This is a genomic window from Roseibium sp. JB4-4 (genome assembly GCF_055693425.1).
In genome coordinates this window covers 4912892-4932067 of the sequence record NZ_CM146333.1, presented here as the reverse complement: position 1 = coordinate 4932067, position 19176 = coordinate 4912892, and the positions used below count along the sequence as shown (strand labels likewise).

At 56.5% G+C, this 19176-nt stretch carries 19 protein-coding genes; 17 read left to right on the top strand and 2 right to left on the bottom strand.

The annotated features are described in order from the left end of the window. Positions 1-24: 24 nt before the first annotated feature. The 9 genes from pgeF (at position 25) to ACZ1HV_RS23060 (ending at position 9923) form a co-directional block, all read left to right on the top strand. A complete protein-coding gene (gene pgeF, locus ACZ1HV_RS23100; RefSeq protein WP_472716441.1) occupies positions 25-792 on the top strand; it encodes a peptidoglycan editing factor PgeF in 768 nt (255 codons plus the stop codon). A gap of 15 nt (positions 793-807) precedes the next feature. Next, entirely contained in the window at positions 808-1965 is a 1158-nt protein-coding gene (locus ACZ1HV_RS23095; protein WP_472716440.1) for a M24 family metallopeptidase, read from the top strand. A 93-nt stretch (positions 1966-2058) separates the two neighbouring features. After that, the gene (locus ACZ1HV_RS23090) at positions 2059-2496 is read left to right on the top strand and encodes a hypothetical protein (protein ID WP_472716439.1); all 438 of its coding nucleotides are present in this window, start codon (positions 2059-2061) and stop codon (positions 2494-2496) included. Between the two features lie 318 nt (positions 2497-2814). Continuing rightward, the gene (locus ACZ1HV_RS23085; RefSeq protein ID WP_152500556.1) at positions 2815-3747 is read left to right on the top strand and encodes a ribose-phosphate pyrophosphokinase; all 933 of its coding nucleotides are present in this window, start codon (positions 2815-2817) and stop codon (positions 3745-3747) included. Between the two features lie 212 nt (positions 3748-3959). Then, entirely contained in the window at positions 3960-4967 is a 1008-nt protein-coding gene (locus tag ACZ1HV_RS23080) for a BMP family protein (RefSeq protein ID WP_298985431.1), read from the top strand. Positions 4968-5051: 84 nt separating this feature from the next. Beyond that, the gene (locus ACZ1HV_RS23075; RefSeq protein WP_472716438.1) at positions 5052-6599 is read left to right on the top strand and encodes an ABC transporter ATP-binding protein; all 1548 of its coding nucleotides are present in this window, start codon (positions 5052-5054) and stop codon (positions 6597-6599) included. Next, positions 6596-7678 (top strand): ABC transporter permease, encoded by a 1083-nt coding sequence (locus tag ACZ1HV_RS23070; protein ID WP_298812492.1) that lies wholly within the window; start codon positions 6596-6598, stop codon positions 7676-7678. The genes ACZ1HV_RS23075 and ACZ1HV_RS23070 overlap by 4 nt, the downstream gene beginning before the upstream one ends. Further along, positions 7675-8619: an ABC transporter permease gene (locus ACZ1HV_RS23065; protein ID WP_298962674.1), complete on the top strand. Its 945-nt coding sequence runs from the start codon at positions 7675-7677 to the stop codon at positions 8617-8619. Before ACZ1HV_RS23070 ends, ACZ1HV_RS23065 begins: the two co-directional genes overlap by 4 nt. A gap of 11 nt (positions 8620-8630) precedes the next feature. Continuing rightward, positions 8631-9923 (top strand): amidohydrolase family protein, encoded by a 1293-nt coding sequence (locus ACZ1HV_RS23060; RefSeq protein ID WP_298962677.1) that lies wholly within the window; start codon positions 8631-8633, stop codon positions 9921-9923. A gap of 37 nt (positions 9924-9960) precedes the next feature. Here the strand turns inward: ACZ1HV_RS23060 and ACZ1HV_RS23055 are convergent, their stop codons facing one another. Continuing rightward, a complete protein-coding gene (locus ACZ1HV_RS23055) occupies positions 9961-10725 on the bottom strand; it encodes a hypothetical protein (protein WP_298812498.1) in 765 nt (254 codons plus the stop codon). Positions 10726-10814: 89 nt separating this feature from the next. Between ACZ1HV_RS23055 and ACZ1HV_RS23050 the strand changes: the two genes are divergently transcribed. Both ACZ1HV_RS23050 and ACZ1HV_RS23045 read left to right on the top strand, forming a co-directional pair. Then, a complete protein-coding gene (locus ACZ1HV_RS23050) occupies positions 10815-11366 on the top strand; it encodes a MarR family winged helix-turn-helix transcriptional regulator (protein ID WP_298812499.1) in 552 nt (183 codons plus the stop codon). A gap of 9 nt (positions 11367-11375) precedes the next feature. Then, positions 11376-12062: an MOSC domain-containing protein gene (locus tag ACZ1HV_RS23045; RefSeq protein ID WP_298812502.1), complete on the top strand. Its 687-nt coding sequence runs from the start codon at positions 11376-11378 to the stop codon at positions 12060-12062. Between the two features lie 25 nt (positions 12063-12087). On the opposite strand, the gene ACZ1HV_RS23040 is transcribed toward ACZ1HV_RS23045, so the two are convergent. Beyond that, on the bottom strand, positions 12088-12429 hold the full coding sequence (locus tag ACZ1HV_RS23040; protein WP_298812504.1) for a TfoX/Sxy family protein: 342 nt from the start codon (positions 12427-12429) through the stop codon (positions 12088-12090). Positions 12430-12754: 325 nt separating this feature from the next. Between ACZ1HV_RS23040 and ACZ1HV_RS23035 the strand changes: the two genes are divergently transcribed. From ACZ1HV_RS23035 to ACZ1HV_RS23010, 6 genes are all read left to right on the top strand, one after another. Next, positions 12755-13390, top strand: coding sequence for a 50S ribosomal protein L25/general stress protein Ctc (locus ACZ1HV_RS23035; protein ID WP_298962690.1), 636 nt, complete (start codon positions 12755-12757; stop codon positions 13388-13390). 140 nt (positions 13391-13530) lie between these two features. After that, positions 13531-14274 (top strand): aminoacyl-tRNA hydrolase, encoded by a 744-nt coding sequence (pth, locus tag ACZ1HV_RS23030; protein ID WP_472716437.1) that lies wholly within the window; start codon positions 13531-13533, stop codon positions 14272-14274. Between the two features lie 183 nt (positions 14275-14457). Beyond that, positions 14458-15477, top strand: coding sequence for a ribonuclease T2 family protein (locus ACZ1HV_RS23025; protein WP_472716436.1), 1020 nt, complete (start codon positions 14458-14460; stop codon positions 15475-15477). A gap of 113 nt (positions 15478-15590) precedes the next feature. Continuing rightward, positions 15591-16691, top strand: a complete 1101-nt coding sequence (ychF, locus tag ACZ1HV_RS23020) for a redox-regulated ATPase YchF (protein ID WP_472716435.1) — start codon at positions 15591-15593, stop codon at positions 16689-16691. Between the two features lie 105 nt (positions 16692-16796). After that, positions 16797-18062 carry an MFS transporter gene (locus ACZ1HV_RS23015; RefSeq protein WP_472716434.1) on the top strand — a complete coding sequence of 422 codons (1266 nt, stop codon included), beginning with the start codon at positions 16797-16799 and terminating at the stop codon, positions 18060-18062. 142 nt (positions 18063-18204) lie between these two features. Further along, positions 18205-18888, top strand: a complete 684-nt coding sequence (locus ACZ1HV_RS23010; protein ID WP_472716433.1) for a fumarylacetoacetate hydrolase family protein — start codon at positions 18205-18207, stop codon at positions 18886-18888. Positions 18889-19176 lie beyond the last annotated feature (288 nt).

Below are 19176 nucleotides of genomic sequence, written 5' to 3'. Positions count from 1 at the left end.
ATCTTTCCCATACCGGAGCAAAGCATGAGACTTGAAGCAACGGAGTTGCAGCTGGAAGGGTTGAACCACGGGTTCTTCACGCGGCAAGGCGGTGTTTCCGGCGGTATTTATGACAGTCTCAACATCGGCCTTGGCTCTGATGATGACCGTGACAGCGTTCTTGAAAACCGCCGCCGCGTCGCGAAGGAAATGAACGTCGAAATCATCAACTTACTCGAGCCCTATCAAATCCACTCACCAGACGTGATTTCAGTCGCGACACCGTGGCAAGACGGGGCGGATCGCAAGGCGGATGCCCTGGTCACACGCACACCCGGCCTGGCAATCGGCATATCCACCGCTGACTGCGGCCCCATTCTTTTCGCCGACCCGGAGGCTCGGGTTGTTGGCGCTGCCCATTCGGGATGGAAGGGAGCCGTAACTGGCGTTATGCAAAACACTGTTTCGGCCATGGTGGATCTCGGCGCTTCCCCCTCTGGCATCACCGCCGTACTCGGACCCGCCATTTCTCAGTCGGCCTATGAAGTCGGACCGGAATTCAAACAACGCTTCCTTGAAGCAGATCCGGCAAACGAAAGCTACTTCATACCGTCTGAGAAAGCCCAGCACTTCATGTTCGATCTGCCGGCCTATATCGGCGACACGCTCAAAGGGCTGGGACTTGCAAAGGTGGCCAACATGGACCTTTGCACCTACGCCGACGAAGACAGGTTTTATTCTTACCGTCGCACAACGCATCGCGGGGAGCCGGACTACGGCCGCCAGATCAGTGCAATCGTTCTGACGCGATAAACTGGATAAAGGCTCATGGCACTTCATTTTTCCGACGCAGAATTCAAATCCCGTCTTGAGAAACTTCACGCAACAATGGAGGCGGAGAAGCTCGACGCGATGCTTTTGTTCGCGCAGGAGAGCATGTATTGGCTCACCGGCTACGACACCTTCGGCTATTGTTTCTTCCAGTGCCTCGTCGTTACAAGCGACAACCGTATGGTGCTTCTCACACGCTCGGCCGATGAGCGGCAGGCCAAACACACGTCCAACATACCCGACATCCGGATCTGGATTGACCGGGGGTCGGCTAGTCCAGTGTCGCAGCTGAAGGAAATGCTGTTTGACATGGATCTTCTGGGAAGCCGCATCGGCATCGAGTACGACACGCACGGAATGACCGGCAAGATTGCGCTGCAGATAAATGAAGAACTGTCGACCTTCGCGGACATTCGAGATGCTTCCCCGCTGATACCCGAACTGCGATCGGTCAAGAGCCAGGAAGAGATCGTCTATGTCCGAAAGGCCGCTGAGCTGGCCGACAAGGCGTATCTGGCAGGGCTTGACGAAATTCGGCCGGGCGCCGACGAGGGCCGCATCCTGGCCGCCATGCAGGCAACAATTTTCGAAGGTGGAGGCGACTATCCAGGCAACGAGTTCATCATCGGCTCAGGTCGGGACGCCCTGCTGTGCCGCTACAAGGCGGGTCGCCGGGTGCTTGAGGCCCAGGATCAGATCACGCTTGAATGGGCTGGCAGCTATCGCCACTATCACGCGGCACTGATGCGAACCGTGGTCATCGGTACACCGAGCGACCGGCATCAGGAAATGTACCTTGCCGCGCGCGAAGCGTTGGCAGCGGTTGAAACGCAACTCGTTCCGGGCCGGACGTTCGGTGATGTCTTCGACGCTCACGCAGAACGGATCGACAGTCATGGCATGATGCCGCACAGGCTCAATGCCTGCGGCTATTCTTTGGGGGCAAGGTTCACCCCGAGCTGGATGGACACACCCATGGCCTACAAGTCCAATCCGGCGGAAGTCAAAGAGAACATGGTGATCTTCATGCACATGATCTTGATGGATTCCATATCCGGAACAGCCATGACCCTTGGCCAGACCTACCTGACAACACAGGACGCTCCGGAAAGCTTATCCACGCTGCCTCTCGACCTGCCGGTCAAGTCAGGCTAAACCAAGGACAAATCTGCGGCCCGGTTCTTTCTTTGCGATTCTCGTGAAGGGCCTGCATCCACGGTAAATCGACAAAGAGAGCCAGGCATCTCCATGGTCCGTTTTTTCAACCAGACTTCTGATTTTCCTCTGCGCCTGATCGCCGGACTTCTGGTCGCAGGTCTTTTGGCCGCCTGTCAGGCCTCGCCGCAACCGCCGACCTCCATCACGTCGTCTGCACCCGCGCCATCCCTGTCTGGTCCTTCGGATGAGGCACAGGGCGTCACATTTGCCTTTGAACCCTTTACCGGCGCGCCAGGTAATATTGCCGATGAACTATCCGAATTCATCGGAGCGGAAGCGCGCAAACAGGGCATCACTCTGGTTCGACGCGTTGGCGCCAGCGCGACCTATCGTGTGAATGGCTATCTGTCCGCCACCGGACAGCCGTCAACGGGAACCGTTTTCTATGTTTTTGACATTGTCGACGGGTCCGGACGCCGACTCAATCAGAATCTCGGGCACCGAATCCACCGGCGGCGCGTCTGGTGATCCCTGGCAGTCGGTCAATTCTGGGACATTGTCGCGCATCGCAAATCGCTCGATGGTAGAAATCAACGCCTGGCTCAACCGATAATGAAACGGTTAGCCGGGCAATTATCGCTGTGTGTCAGAATTTTTAAAAAAACAGGTGTTCTGCCCCTTACGGCGGTTGTGGTCGAGGTGGTTGATTGCTAAAACGCCGCCGCCTGCCGAAGGATCTTGCAAAGATCTTGCGGCGTCCGGCAACTCGATAAGATCTAGTCCATTTCCGTGCCTTCAAGGATCTTCCCTTGAAACACGGTGTCGCACCAGAAGGACTTGCGGCTCATGAAGATCGTCGCGGGCAATTCGAACCGAGCCCTGGCAGAGGAAATCTCCACTTACCTGGATGTACCTCTGGCCAAATGCCAGGTCCGGCGATTTGCCGACCAGGAAATCTTCGTTGAAATTCAAGAAAACGTGCGTGGCGAAGATGTCTTCGTCCTGCAGCCAACCAGCTACCCGGCAAACGACCACCTTATGGAATTGCTCATCATCATCGATGCGCTGCGCCGTTCCTCCGCACGTCGTATCACCGCGGTAATCCCCTATTTCGGCTATGCCCGGCAGGACCGCCGCGCTTCCGGTCGAACGCCGATCTCGGCCAAGCTTGTGGCGAACCTCATCACCGAAGCAGGTGCAGACCGCGTTCTAACCCTGGATCTCCACGCCGGACAGATCCAGGGTTTTTTCGATATACCGACCGACAACCTGTTTGCAGCTCCGGTCATGACACGCGACATCAAGGAACGGTATGCCACCGACAACGTCATGGTGGTGTCGCCGGATGTCGGCGGTGTGGTCCGTGCCCGCGCCCTCGCCAAGCGCATCGAGGCTCCCCTCTCCATTGTCGACAAGAGACGCGACAAGCCCGGAGAATCGGAAGTCATGAACATCATCGGCGAAGTGAATGGCTATGACTGCATTCTTGTCGATGACATCGTCGACAGTGGTGGTACCCTTTGTAACGCTGCCGAAGCATTGCTTGCGAAAGGTGCCAAGTCGGTGACGGCCTATATCACCCACGGCGTCTTGTCCGGAGGTGCTGTCGCGCGCGTGGCATCTTCGAAACTCAAGGAATTGGTCATCACCAATTCCATCGAGCCGACAGCGGCAATCACCGCAGCCTCCAACATACGGGCAATCTCGATTGCGCCCCTGATGGGAGAGGCAATCAACCGTACTGCGCTCGAAAAGTCCGTATCCAGTCTGTTCAACTAAGACGGATTTTATCGCGACCTTGAAGAAACGCCGGCTTGTCCGGCGTTTTTTTGTTGCTTGAAACCAAGGTTGCTCTCGACCTGCCAGAATTCCAAAACGGCAGAAATTTTCCCAATTGATCAAAAAATTCCACTCTGGCGCACTGCACAGCTTGTGGGCACGCATATTTTGTGATCAACTTTTTCCGCAAAAATACCTTCCAGGGGACTCAAATGCACACTTCAAAACCATTTTCGAAGGCCCGCAGGGCCCTCCTGTCGGCTGCCTTGGCAGTCACAGTGGCTGCAGGCTTTGTGTACTCGCCGGCAGAAGCTGCAGATCCGATCAAGGTCGCTGCCATCTACACCGTTCCGGTTGAACAACAATGGGTCAGCCGCATCGACAAAGCGCTGAAAGCTGCCCAGGAACGCGGCGAAATCACCTACACATTCTCAGAAAATGTCGCCAACACCGACTATGAGCGCGTCATGCGCGAATATGCCGAGCAAGGTATGGATCTTGTTGTCGGCGAGGCGTTCGCAGTCGAACGCGCTGCCCGTAAAGTGGCCGCCGAGTATCCGGAAACGGCTTTCCTGATGGGCTCGTCCTTCGGCCCGGCGCAGCCGAATTTTGCTGTTTTCGACAACTGGATCCATGAGCCAAGCTATCTGTCGGGCATGATCGCCGGTGCTACGACCAAATCCAACGTCATCGGTATGGTCGGCGGCTTCGCGATCCCGGAGGTCAATCGATTGATGCACGCCTTCATGGATGGTGCGACAGCGGTTAATCCCGATGTGAAGTTTCTCGTGACCTTTATCAACTCCTGGTACGATCCGCCCAAGGCGAAAGAATCCGCGTTTGCCATGATCGACAAGGGCGCCGACATTCTTTACGCCGAGCGCTTCGGCGTGTCCGACGCAGCCAAGGAAAAGGGTCTTCTGGCAATTGGCAACGTGATCGATACCTCCGGCGACTACCCGGGCACCATCCTCTCATCCGCTCTGTGGCACATGGAACCAACCATTGACCGGGCAATCGGAGCAGTTGTCGACGACAGCTTTGAACCGGCAGACTACGGTCCCTTCAGCTTCATGTCCTATGGCGGCGGCAGTTTCATTGTCGACGAGAGCCTCGCCCCGGCAGATGCCGTTGCAGCCGCCAAGGAGAAAGAACAGGAAATCCTGGGCGGTCTGTTCCGCGTAAACGTGAACGACACAGAACCGAAATCCACCATGTAATGGTGATTGCCGGCGATCATCAGATCGCCGGCTCTTCCCCGCCCCGCCAGGCGGCGGCCACATTTCTTACATCCGGAGCTCTGCATGACCGCACCTGTACAGAAGGCTGCGCTCGTCCTGCGGTTGGACGGCATCACCAAACGGTTTGGAGCGCTGACGGCGAACGGCGACGTTTCGCTTGATCTTCGCAGCGGTGAAATTCTTGCTCTTCTGGGCGAGAATGGAGCCGGAAAAACCACTTTGATGAACATACTCTTCGGCCACTATGTTGCTGATGAGGGACAAGTGCTGGTCAATTCCGGGAATGGAAGTCTCACAGAACTCGAGCCAGGATCTCCCCACGCAGCGCTTGAGGCCGGTATCGGCATGGTGCATCAGCACTTCACACTGGCTGAGAACCTGAGCGCCCTCGACAATATCCTCCTGGGCACACAAAGCCTCGCGACACTTTCCACCGCACGCGCACCGGCACGCGCGAAACTTGAGGATCTGATGGCACGATCCGGATTGACGGTGTCGCTGGATGCCCGCATTTCCCAACTGTCCGTCGGCGAAAAACAGCGCGTTGAAATCCTTAAGGCGCTTTATCGAGATGCCCGTGTACTTGTGCTCGATGAACCGACAGCGGTCCTCACACCGCAAGAATCAGAAACCCTGTTCGCAACGTTGAAGACACTTGCTGATGACGGTCTCGGGATCATTTTCATTTCCCACAAACTTGCAGAAGTGATCGCATCCTCGCATCGCGTCGCTGTCCTGAGAGGCGGTTGCAAGGTTGCCGACCTGCCGACAGCCAGCTGCGACCAGCGCAAACTGGCCGAGCTCATGGTGGGGCACGAAATCGTTGAGACCATTCGCACCGAAAAGGAAGCCGGAAGGTCGCTGTTCGTCCTCAAAAGGATATTCGCGGGCCAAGGTCGCGACGCACTGCAAGATGTGGATCTCGACTTGAAGTCGGGTGAGATCCTCGGGATTGCAGGTGTATCCGGAAATGGTCAGACGACTCTCGCCAAAGTCATTTCCGGGTTGGAGCCGATAGTCTCCGGAGAAATGCTTCTTGAAGACCAGCTGCTCACGCATGTTGACGCGCGCAAGATGATTGATATCGGTCTCGCTCGTATTCCCGAGGATCGTCATCATGACGGCATTGTCGGTGCAATGAGTGTTTCGGAAAATCTGGCGATTGAAACCATTCGCAAACCCGAAAACCAAAGTTTTGGATTGCTGCGCTTTGCTGCGATCCGGGAACGCGCCCGTAGCCTGATCAAAGCCTATGACATCCGATGCCAGAGCGAAGACAGTCCGGCGCGGCTGCTCTCTGGCGGAAACATACAGAAGATTGTTCTGGCCCGTACCTTGGAGACAATGCCAAAGGTCGTCCTCGCTGCTCAGCCGTCCCGCGGTCTTGATGTCGGAGCGACATCGGACGTGCACAAACGTCTTCTTGCCGCTCGCGACAGGGGAGCCGGTGTCATCCTGATCTCCGAAGACCTGGATGAACTGATGCGTCTTTCCGACCGTATAGCCGTGATCCATCGCGGAAAACTCTCTGAAGCGAACCCGACTGAAATGCTCGACCGGAGCACACTCGGCTTGCGCATGGCGGGCCATGATGGAGAAGAAGCCGCATGATCCGCTTTGAACCCAGAGGTCCGGTCCCCGTTTCCAGGGTGCTCTCTGTATTGGTTGCTGCTGCAGTGGCAGCGCTATTGCTTGCAGCCATTCCCATGGCGTTTGCCGGGCTGTCCGTTTTTGGCGCCTACGGCCTGATGGTCAAGGGTGCCTTCGGATCAATGTTTGCTTTTACCGAAATGCTCACGCGCGCCACACCCCTGATCCTGACCGGTCTTGCGGCCGCCGTCGCCTTTCGGGCAAAGCTCTGGAATATTGGCGCTGAAGGACAGCTCTATGCTGGTGCCTTGGCTGCCGTTGCCGTCGGCACAGGCGCCTTTGGAGGCCCATCGTTGTTCCTTATACCCCTGGTCATTCTGGCCGGGGCACTTGCCGGCGGGCTTGTCATGCTCGGGCCAACACTTTTGAAGACCCGCCTCGGTGTCGATGAAGTGGTCACCACGCTCCTCTTGAACTTTATCATCTTGCTCTTTGTCCAGATGATGCTGGAAGGCCCAATGAAGGACCCGATGGGAATGGGCTGGCCCCAATCAGAACCCATCCTCGATGAGGCTGCGCTGCCGAAGTTGATGGCCCGAATGCGCATTCACTGGGGCCTGATCATTGCGCTTGTTGCCTCGCTCGGCGTCTACTTTATGCTTAAGCGCACGGTCTGGGGCTTCGAAATCCGCGCTGTTGGAGAAAATGCAGCAGCGGCGCGCCATTCCGGCATCCCGGTAACCGCCACTTTCGTTCGGGTCGGGCTGATTTCCGGGGCTTTGGCTGGCCTTGCCGGTGTCGGTGAAGTTGCCGGATTGAAAGGGTATCTGACTGCGGACCTGTCGCCCGGTTTCGGGTATTCCGGCATTGTCGTAGCCATGCTGGCAGGCCTTTCTCCCGTCGGTGTGATTATCGCGGCCCTCTTCATCGCCAGTATTTTCGTTGGGGCAGACTCAATGTCCCGCGCAACAGGTGTTTCCAACTATCTGGCTGACCTGATGGTCGCCATGTCCCTGCTCTGCGTTCTGGTGGCCGGATTGTTCTTGAGGTTCAAGATCCGCCTTGTCGGTGCTCCGGCTGCAAAGGAGACAGCAAAATGATCGAGATCCTGGACATTCTTCTGTCTGCAAATTTCTGGGCGGCCGCGCTGCGTATCGCAACGCCTTTGATATTCGGCGTGATCGGAGCACTAATTTGCGAGCGTGCCGGGGTCCTCAATCTCGGCATTGAAGGTATCTTCACTGCAGGTGCAATGGCGGGCTGGATGGCCGTCTGGCTTGGGGCTGGCCTGTGGGGCGGTGTCTTCGTTGCCGCATGTGCGGGCGCTCTGTTCGGGCTGATCCATGCGATCCTGACAGTACCGCTCGGCCTATCGCAGCATGTTTCCGGGATCGGCGTAACGCTCTTTGCGACTTCGCTCAGTTATTTCATCTATCGTACAGCCTTGCCCGACGTCTCTTCACCGCCCCGCATCGACGCATTTCAGCCGCTCGACATTCCAGTCCTCAGCGAGCTGCCATTCATAGGTCCTGCGCTCTTTCAGCAAACCCCGCTCACATTTCTGGCCCTCTTTCTTGTTGTGGCAACAGCATATGTTCTCTACAGGACGCCTCTCGGTCTGGCGATCCGAGCCGTCGGCGATAATCCTTCAGCCGTTGAGTCACAAGGCCTTTCCGTCTATGCGATCCGCATCGGAACAGTCGTCGCCGGATCAGCCATCATGGCCCTTGGCGGTGCCTTCTTGACGATGTCCGCCTTTGACGCCTTTTTCTTCGGCATGGTCAACGGTCGCGGGTGGATCTGCATCGCACTCACCGTATTTGCGTCCTGGCGGCCCGGCAAAGCACTGATTGGTGCGCTGCTCTTCGGCGCATTCGATGCCTTCCAGGTCAGGCTCCAGACGGAAGTCGGCAGTTTCATTCCAGGTCAGATCTTCCTGATGATGCCGTATCTGTTTTCGATCGCTGCGCTGATCGTGGTTGCCCGCCGGGCAGACTACCCGAGAGCACTGCTTGTTCCCTATTTCCGCGGCCAACGCTGAGGTGTGCCCTGATGAGCTTTGACCTTCTCGTAAAGAACGCCAACCTGCCTGACGGCAGGACCGGCGTAGACATTGCGTGCCGCAATGGCCGGATCGAAGCCATTGAAACCGGCATCGCCGCAGAAGCTCAAACGGTCATCGACGCGGCTGACAATCTGGTGTCGCCCCCTTTCGTGGACAGTCACTTCCATATGGATGCGACGCTTTCACTGGGGTTGCCACGCATGAACCGGAGCGGCACGCTCCTGGAAGGCATCGCGCTTTGGGGAGAGCTCAAGGAGATACTGACCGTCGACGCTGTTGTTGAGCGCGCCCTGAAATACTGTGACCTTGCAGTGTCTCAAGGTCTTTTGGCTATTCGGACACATGTCGATGTCTGCGATGACAGGCTGACCGGCGTCAAAGGGTTGCTGGAGGTTCGCGACAGAGTGAAAGACTATATCGACCTGCAGCTTGTCGCATTTCCGCAAGACGGTCTTTACCGCTCTCCAAATGCGGAGGCCAACCTTTTGACAGCCCTCGACATGGGGGTCGATATCGTCGGCGGCATTCCGCATTTTGAACGCACCATGGATGATGGTGCCCGGTCCGTCAGAAGGCTTTGCGAAGTGGCAGCAGAACGCGGTCTCATGGTCGATATGCATTGCGACGAAACCGACGACCCCATGTCTCGCCACATTGAAACGCTCGCCTACGAAACCCAACGCCTTGGCTTGAAGGGCCGTGTAGCCGGCTCGCACCTGACGTCCATGCATTCGATGGACAACTATTACGTTTCCAAGCTTTTGCCGCTGATTGCCGAAGCCGAGGTGCACGCCATCGCAAACCCGTTGATCAACATCACGCTCCAGGGACGCCACGACACATACCCGAAACGCCGTGGACAAACGCGCGTTCCGGAAATGCGCTCCTACGGCATCAATGTTGCCTTTGGCCATGACTGCGTGATGGACCCCTGGTACTCCATGGGGTCAGGTGACATGCTTGAAGTGGCTTCAATGGGGCTCCACGTCGCACAGATGACAAGCCGCGAAGCGATCCGCTATTGCTTCGACTGCGTCACCAGCCATCCGGCAAAAGCCATGGGACTTGAGGACTACGGCCTTGCAAAAGGCTGCAAGGCCGATTTCGTCATGCTTCAGGCACGAGATGCAATCGAGGCGATCCGTCTCAAGGCAACAAGGCTTGCGGTGGTCAAAGGCGGGAAAGTCATTGCCACAACGCCAGCGCGTCAAGCGCAACTAACCTTGCAAGGTCGCCCGGACATCGTCGACCCAGCCTCCTATGCGCCATCAGAAGGCTGATCAGGACAGCCGTGCCGGGGGCCCGGCACAACAGGGCTCAGTGATCAGCAATTTCACCCGGCAAACTCAGGTCGCCAGACGCAATATCAAATACATCAACGACACATAGCAGCGGTGCGTGGATACTCTGATTGACCCTCAACGCCGAGGTGACGCCGTCATACTTCAGTCCATCCACGAGCGACGCGTCGCTGAACGCAACATTGATGGTGATTTCCTGCTCGTCCAGAACCGGTGAAAAGCCAGGGCTGTCGATATAGAGCGGGAGGCCCGGCCAGGTTGCCGGCATTTTCGGACTGGCCCCATCCGGGATGTCCTGTACTGACAAGGCTCCAGGCCCGCAAGCCTCGTTCGGCGTCAGCACAACCCAGTGCGAATGCCACTTTGCGCCGTCATTGCCGACATCGCCGTCCCCATCTTCGTCAAAGAGCGGTGTGTCGTCGAAATCAGGATGGCTCGTGGCGGCCAGTGCCAAGATGCCTTTGCCGCCTTCAAAACCCACACTTGCCGGTTCAAGTGACGTCGGCCAGACGTAGGAATGCACTGGTGCGCCGGCCAAATCGCCCTTCTTCTCAGGCACCGTTGCCCCGGCACTTCCCGCCAGTGTCATGTGAAACGTCACGATACGGCCCTTACGGTGCACATGCGCGGCAAGGATGTCGTAATTTTGGTCGGCCCCTTCTTTTTCCGGTGACAGGACCGCTTCTTCCTGATTGAGCGCGTGATGGCCGTGGTCCCCGCCGGCAAGAGATGCGGCCGGCACTCCAGCGATCAAAAGACTTCCAAGGATCTGTTTCAACATTTGCCTATCTCCTTTTCTGAAGGCAGACATTTAATAATAGCGAGTCGAAACTATTGCAAGTTTAATTTCGACTCGCTACATATGAATTCATGAACGACCTCTCCGAAGCACAACAGATTCGAGACCTGATCGACCGCCTGACCCGGTTGAGCGCCGCTGAAGAGTGGAATGGACCGTTGAACCCGTCGCAATTTGCTGCGCTCAGCTATCTGGCGCGGGCAAACCGTTATTCGCGCGCGCCTTCACATGTCGCTGATTATCTGGCAACAACGCGCGGTACGGCGTCACAGACCCTCAAGGCGCTGGCGCGCAAGAGCCTGATTGACGAAACCCGTTCAGACGCCGACAAGCGCAGCATCCGATATGACGTTGCACCAGACGGTTTGGACCTTCTAAAGGTCCCGTCCGGTCTGGACGAGGTCATCAACGAATTGCCAAATGAGACATCATTCGTGCTGACGGCCGGGTTGAAGGCTCTCGTGAACGCAATGCTGCTTCGGCGTGACAACCGATCCTTCGGGCTCTGCCGAACCTGCAAACATCATCAGGGCCGTGAAAAAGGTGGATACTGCAAACTGCTTGAGGTCGAACTGTCGCCGGTTGAGACCGGTCAGATTTGCCACGAACACGCAGCAACATGAGGCAACTGCATGACTTTGAAAGCGAAAATCCTCAGCATTTATACCGGCGAGCCCGAGAAGCTTTGGGAAGACAAGGACCAATCCGCGATTCGTAAGACACTGGTCACCGGTCCCCAAAAGGTCAATCGCGATGGCCTCTTATCGGACAGTCAGGCAGACCGCGCTGTTCACGGAGGCCCTGAAAAGGCCCTGCACATCTACCCTTCCGAACACTATTCGTATTGGCGCGAAGTTTTTCCCGACCGCCAGGATCTCTTCAAGCCGGGTGGCTTTGGAGAGAACTTCGCATCGGAAGGGTTTACGGAAGCGGAACTTTGTCTCGGCGACGTATTTGCTGCCGGCACCATACGTGTCCAGATCTCCCAGGCCCGGCAACCATGCTGGAAACTCAACATGCATACCGGCAATCCGGCACAGGCCGCACACTTTCAAAAAACCGCGCGGACTGGATGGTATTTCAGGGTTCTGCAGGAAGGCCATATTGAAGCAGGCGACGAGCTGACACTTGTCGAACGCCCCTGCCCGGAATGGAACCTGAAGGAAGTGATCCATGCCAGGTTCAGCCCGCGCGTGGATCCGCAGATGGCGCGGGCCTTGTCCGAGCTCCCGGAATTGGCCGAACCTTGGCAAAAGGCGTTTGCCAAAAAGGCCGATCCGGCATTCCAGGAGGATACGTCCCGTCGGCTCAAAGGGTGAACCATTCCCTCACGACAAAGAAAGGTCACTTGGGTTTCAGTGTCATTGCATTTGCCACGGCCAGATCCAGCCAGTCGCGAAGGATGTCATCGGCGGCATCGTCTTCAGCCACAAAGAACAAGCCACTCATTACCCGTCCACCCTGCACCATTGGTGTTGCACCGGGCAGCATTTCCGCTGCTCCATGATTGTCTTTCCCGACCCGGAACATGAACCGCCTTTCTCCGTCCTTCGTGCGATCAGCACCGCACACCATATGTCCATTGAGTAGGAAGCACATGCCTCCCATCATCTTCTTTTCGGAAAGGCCTCCTCTGCCCTCAAGTGCATCGCGCAGCCTGTTGTTGAGATCCTCGTCGATTGCCATTGCAGCTCCATCCGTTCTGTCCTGAGCAGTTTTGTACGGATGTCAAAAACAGTCAACCTTTCAGTTGAGTAATTAAATTCCTTCAGATCGGGTGGAGCCGAACCAGTGGCAGATGGACGTTGACGTTGCGAATTTGCGCTCAATTTCGGTGCCTGAAACAACAAACTTGGTACGGCAGCCTTGCGCATTCGTTGGTGTTTCTGTATGTACGCGCTCGCGCCTGCACCCCTGGAGGAGGCGCATGTGGATCGATCCCGAACATCTGAAAGTCTTTTGAAGGCGCCAAGGTTCGCCGATCCGTTCTTAATACACCAAGGAGTTTCCCATGGCTTCCAGCTATGAGCTGAAGGCGTCGGCACGGGACCGGGTGGGCAAGGGGGCCGCACGGGCACTGCGTCGCGAAGGCCTTCTCCCCGCCGTTATCTACGGCGACAAGAAACCGGCACTGCCGATCACCATTCCGGTGAAAGAGACAACCATTACCCTGCACAAGGGTGGCTTTACCGCACAGATCGGCACCATCGACATCGACGGTGAAAAGCATCAGGTTATCGCCAAGGACTTTCAGCTGCACCCGGTGCGCGATGACGTCCTGCATGTCGACTTCCTGCGTGTTGCCAAAGGTGCAACGCTCACGGTCGAGATTCCTGTCCAGTTCATCAATGAAGAAGACTGCCCAGGCCTGAAAAAAGGCGGCGTCCTCAACATTGTCCGTCACACGGTCGAAATGAACGTGCCTGCGGACAGCATTCCTGAAGCACTGGTTCTGGATCTTGCCAAAGCTCAGCCAGGCGACAGCCTGCACATTTCCGCAGTCGATCTGCCGAAAGGCGCTGAGCCGACCATCACCGACCGCGACTTCACCATCGCAACGATTGCGGCTCCGGCCGGCATGAAAGAAACCGACGAAGGTGAAGAAGCAGAAGCCGCTGAAGAAGGCAACGAAGAAGCAAGCGAATAAGCTTCACTTCTGTTACAACAACAAGGAGGCGGCAACCGCCTCCTGCCTCGGCACTCCATCACGGAGCTGGCTCGGGGACGACTTCAGAGCAGCCGATTGGGCTGCTTTTTCGTTTCAACAACAGACGTGAAGGGCACACTATGAAGCTGATCGTCGGTCTCGGTAATCCAGGTGCGAAATACGCTGGAAACCGACACAACATTGGTTTCATGGCCCTGGATGAAATCCACCGGAGCCATTCTGCTTTTCAGCCTTGGCGCGCCAGGTTCCAGGGCCAGGTTTCTGAAGGACGCCTCGGCACGGATAAGGTCCTCCTGTTAAAGCCATCTACCTACATGAACGAAAGCGGCCGTTCAGTGGGTGAAGCTATGCGCTTTTACAAGCTTCAGCCTGAGGACCTTGCTGTCCTCTACGATGAACTTGACCTGCCACCTGCCAAATTCCGCATGAAAAAGGGCGGTGGTCACGGTGGCCACAACGGATTGCGCTCCATCTCTGCCCATATCGGGCCGGACTACCGGCGTCTTCGCCTCGGCATCGGTCACCCCGGCGACAAGAAATTGGTTTCGAACTATGTTCTCGGCGACTTTGCAAAGTCAGATCAGGACTGGCTGGTTCCGCTCTTCGATGAAATCGCAAAACATGCCGACTTGCTTGCGGCTGGACAGGACAGTCAATTCGCCAACAAGCTGACGCTTGCACTTGAACCGCAAAAGACCCAGCGAAAAGGCAAACCTGAAGACGCAAGCGAGCGTCCCGGCGGGCCGGCTGCAAAGCCAAAGGGACAAAGCCACATTCGGCAGGCACGTCAGCCCAAGCCTATGAAGATGCCCAAGTCCGGGCCGATGTCCGACATGCTGAAAAAGCTGTTCGGCAACGACTGACCCTGGCTGCAGCGAATGCTGCGGATCGTCAGCGGCGACGCAAAAACCGCGCGATAGGCAAACAGGATCCGTGCCCACGTCATAAGAACGACACGGTAACACCGCAAGATTTAGGCCTTTCCCCGGGACGAAACTGCGCGTATTTGATCGCTATGTTCGTCCAGTTTTTCTGGGAGGTAGGCAATGCGTTTACTAACAGTTCTGATCGCAGGCAGCTTTGTGGTGACGACACCGGCAGCTGCATTCAAGAAGCTGGATGGCTATTTCATCGCCTTCGAGACCTGCGAGGCCTACCACAGCAAAAACAGGCTGACCAATCCGGGAGACATCACCACATCGCCAAGTGTGGCCTATAAGATGCTCGGACTGAACAAGGAAGGCGGAGACTATTTCCAGATTCAGATGGACGACGCACCCGTATCAAACGCCAGGTGGGTTAGCACGGACTGCGGCGTTCACGTGGTCGAGGCCGACACCCGGACGCGTGGCACCGGATCAGCCGGTTCGAATGATGTCATCGAACAGGAGGGCACGGAATCCGTCGACAACCTTCTGACGCTTTCCTGGCAGCCTGCATTTTGTGAAATCCGTCCCGGCAAGAAGGAATGCCGCGACCTGAACGATGGCCTCCTTCCTCACACGACTCGTCAACTTTCCATCCACGGCCTGTGGCCACAGCCAAAGGACAACATTTACTGCGGGGTGCCGGCCAACATCATTGACCTGGACAAGCCCGACACCTGGGACCGTCTTCCGGCCCCGGCAATCGACACCGAAACCGCTGATGCCTTGCGGGCTGCCATGCCGGGATATGCCAGTTTCCTGCACCATCATGAATGGATAAAACACGGCACCTGTTTCCTGGGCGAAGATGGCGCGGATGAATACTACGACGACACGCTGTACCTGACGGAACTCGTCAACCGATCCGCTGTCGGAGACCTGTTCTTCAACAACGTCGGTGCCGAAATCACTGGTGCCGAAATCCGTGCCGCCTTTGACTCTTCGTTTGGACAAGGCACAGGAGACAGGGTCCTGATCAAGTGTACCAACGACGGCAGCCGGACCTTGATCAACGAGATCTGGCTCGGCATGAAAGGCAAGATAACTCGGGAGAGCGACCTGGGTGAGCTGATGCTGGCTGCGGACACCGTTGCAATGGGCTGCAGTCGCGGCACCATCGACATGACGGGTCTGCAATAACATACAGGTACACGCTTCCTTTTCCGCACCGAGCGCTCAAAGTCTTGACCTGCCGTCAAGGCTCGGGCATGTAGCCCGGCAACAGTTTCAGACCAAACCGAAAGCGAACTCCCATGGGTTTCCAGTGCGGCATTGTCGGACTGCCGAATGTCGGCAAGTCCACGCTCTTCAACGCGCTCACGAAAACAGCCGCGGCCCAGGCCGCCAACTATCCCTTCTGCACCATTGAGCCGAATACGGGTGAAGTTGCCGTTCCCGACCCGCGCCTCTATGCGATCCGAGACATAGCGGAGTCAAAGGAGGTCATACCGACCCGTATTACCTTCGTCGACATTGCCGGTCTTGTGCGTGGAGCTTCAAAGGGCGAAGGACTTGGCAACCAGTTTCTGGCCAATATCCGCGAAGTCGATGCAATCGCGCATGTACTGCGTTGTTTCGAAGACGATGACATCACCCATGTCGACGGTGCGATTGATCCGCTTGCAGATGCTGAAACGGTGGAAACCGAGCTCATGGTCGCGGATATGGAAAGTCTTGAGCGCCGCATCGCGCCTTTGAAGAAAAAGGCGACAGGCGGCGACAAGGAATCAAAAGTCGTTTTGCCGATCATGGAAGCAGCCCTTGTCTTGTTGCAGGACGGCAAACCGGCTCGCATGCTGGAAACTGCCGACGCTGAAGAAGCCCGGCTCTTGAAGGGACTGAACCTTCTGACCTCAAAGCCTGTTCTTTATGTCTGCAACGTTGATGAAGCTTCAGCAGCAACCGGGAACGCGTTTACCGAAAAGGTCATGGCGAGAGCCAAGGAAGAAGGCGCTGTCGCCGTGGTGATATCAGCGGCAATCGAAGCTGAAATTTCCCAACTCGACAATGAGGAGCAGGACGAGTTTCTGGAAACCATCGGGCTTGAAGAACCTGGCCTCGATCGCATGATCCGTGCAGGCTACGACCTGCTCGGTCTGATCACCTATTTTACCGCCGGCCCCAAGGAAACCCGCGCCTGGACAATAACGGAAGGCACAAAGGCCCCCGGCGCTGCCGGTGTCATTCATACGGATTTTGAACGCGGCTTCATTCGCGCCCAAACAATTGCCTATGATGACTATGTGTCTCTCGGCGGTGAAAACCCTGCCAAGGAGGCCGGCAAGGCACGGGATGAAGGCAAGGAGTATATCGTCAAGGATGGCGATGTACTGCTCTTCAAGTTCAACACCTGAGGGTGCCGCGATCGGTCGAAAGGGGCGCTTTGGCCTCGGAAACCTAAGATAAACACTGTTGCCTTATGCTCCTCCTAAATCAAAGGCCGGAGCAGGGGCTGCAGGGTGGCGACAAATGAATTGAGAACCCGCAAGATTGTTGCGGGCACCGTCGGTAATACCCTGGAATGGTATGACTTTGCGGTTTATGGCTATTTGGCCCCGATTATCGCACAACAGTTCTTTCCAAGTAACAGCCCGACCGTCAGCCTGATCAGCACATTTGGCGTGTTTGCGGCGGGATTCCTGATGCGCCCGATCGGCAGTCTGCTGCTCGGGCACATCGCTGACAAGCTGGGCCGCAGCAAAGCGCTTTTGCTCTCCGTTACACTCATGGCTATCCCGACAACACTGATCGCCTTTCTGCCAACTTACGAACAGATTGGGATCGCCGCACCGGTCATTCTGACGCTGTTGAGGCTTCTGCAGGGTTTATCGGTTGGCGGTGAATATACAGGCTCATCGGTTTATCTTTACGAAATCTCACCTCAATCGAAGCGCTGCTTCATCGTCTCTTGGGCCCTTGTCGGGGCAACCTTCGGCGTGTTGCTGGGATCAGGGGTTGCCGCTCTGGCCACAAGCTTGATCCCGACGGATGATCTCAGCATTTGGGGCTGGCGGATTCCCTTCGCCTTCGGACTGCTCGTCGGACTGACCGGCTTCCTGATCCGCAGTGGCAACAAGTCGGATGATACCGATATGCCCCCCTCGCCTCACAACCCTGTCAACGTTCCGGTTAGTGAGGTTTTGCGCAACCACAGACCCGCGTTGTTGCGCACCATTGCCTGCAACATCCTGAACGGTGTGGGATTTTACCTGACCTTCGTCTATCTGACGTCCTATCTGGTCGCTTACGTGAAGTTTTCCGAAAGTCACGCCCTGACAATCAACACCAGCGTCATGATCGTTTTCATGTTCCTGGTTCCGGTCCTTGGATACCTTGCAGACAAGTTCAATCGCAGATGGCTGATGCTGATCGGATCTGGCGGCATCACGATCTTCGGTCTGCCTCTGTTCTGGCTGATCCATCATCATGACACCTACCTGGTGGTGCTGGGACAACTCGGTCTTGCCGTCATTCTGGCAAGTTTCTTTGCACCGCTCATGGCCACGATGATTTCCCAGTTTCCGCGTTCCGTCCGCGTCACGGGATATTCGCTGGGTTACAACATTCCCCTGGCCATTTTCGGCGGCACCGCGCCACTTGTTGCAACCTTCCTGATCGAAAGATCACACCTGCAGATCGCACCCGCATTCTACTTGGTTGCAGTCGGCATTTTGACTTTCATAGTGGTGTGGTACATGCCGGACACCGTACAAGACGACGATTGATCCGCGATACGGACAGTTGCATACCTGGACGAAAGCAATCAGACGCCGGTAACAAACAGGTCGACGTCGCAGGGGCTGCTCGACAGCTGACATACGATGCGGCAAAAAGCACGGTGATCACCATTCTGGAGACCTTCGCCCCATGCAAACGGTGTTTCCCGCTCCGCAGCCGTCCATATTGCCCATTTGCGATAGCAAGCTTGGGTTTCCAGTCCGCAGGGTCTATTGCGTGGGCCGCAACTACGCAGCGCACGCAGTTGAGATGGGGCATGATCCTGACAAGGAACCGCCGTTCTTTTTCCAGAAAAACCCGGATGATCTCGACCCCTCCGGAACGTTTCCTTATCCCTCGCTCAGCCAGGAGGTTCATCACGAGGTGGAACTGGGGGTGATGCTGAAATCGGGCCACGGAAGCATAAAGCCCGAAAACGCACTTCAACACGTCTATGGATATGCGGTGACCCTCGATATGACCCGGCGGGATTTGCAAGGCGCTGCCAAGGAAGCCGGTCGTCCATGGAAAGCCGGAAAGGCTTTTGAACGATCAGCCCCAGTCGGCAGGGTCGTACCGGCTGCCGATTGCGGCTTTCTGAGAAGTGGCAAGATTTCTCTCGCAGTCAATGGTGGCATTCGCCAAGACGGTGATCTCAACCAGATGATCTGGAAAGTCCCCGAAATCATTGCCAAACTGTCCGACCTTTTCCAGCTGGGCGCTGGAGACGTCATCTTGACGGGAACACCTGCAGGTGTCGGGCCGGTGTCCAAAGGTGACGTGCTCCTGGCGACCATAGAAGGATTGCCCGAACTGACGGTCGAGATTGGCTAGCAGTCTGGCATGCCGGTATGCCAACTCATCTGCAAGCAGGATGTCAGTGTTTTGGTCTTCCGTTCAGCTGCGATCCAGACCGAGCATCAACAACGGATTGGGACCTTTGTGGTTTCGCCACTTGTCGCTGTTCTCAGGTCGGCGCAGGCGCGCAACCCAATTCGTTCTGGGTGCGCCATACTTCTTCAACAAATTGTCTACTTCATAAAAACGATTGTTCTCGCGGGTCATTTTCCTTCCCTTTCCATTGCACGGCTTTCGCCGTTTCCTACCTGGAATATGGGAAGG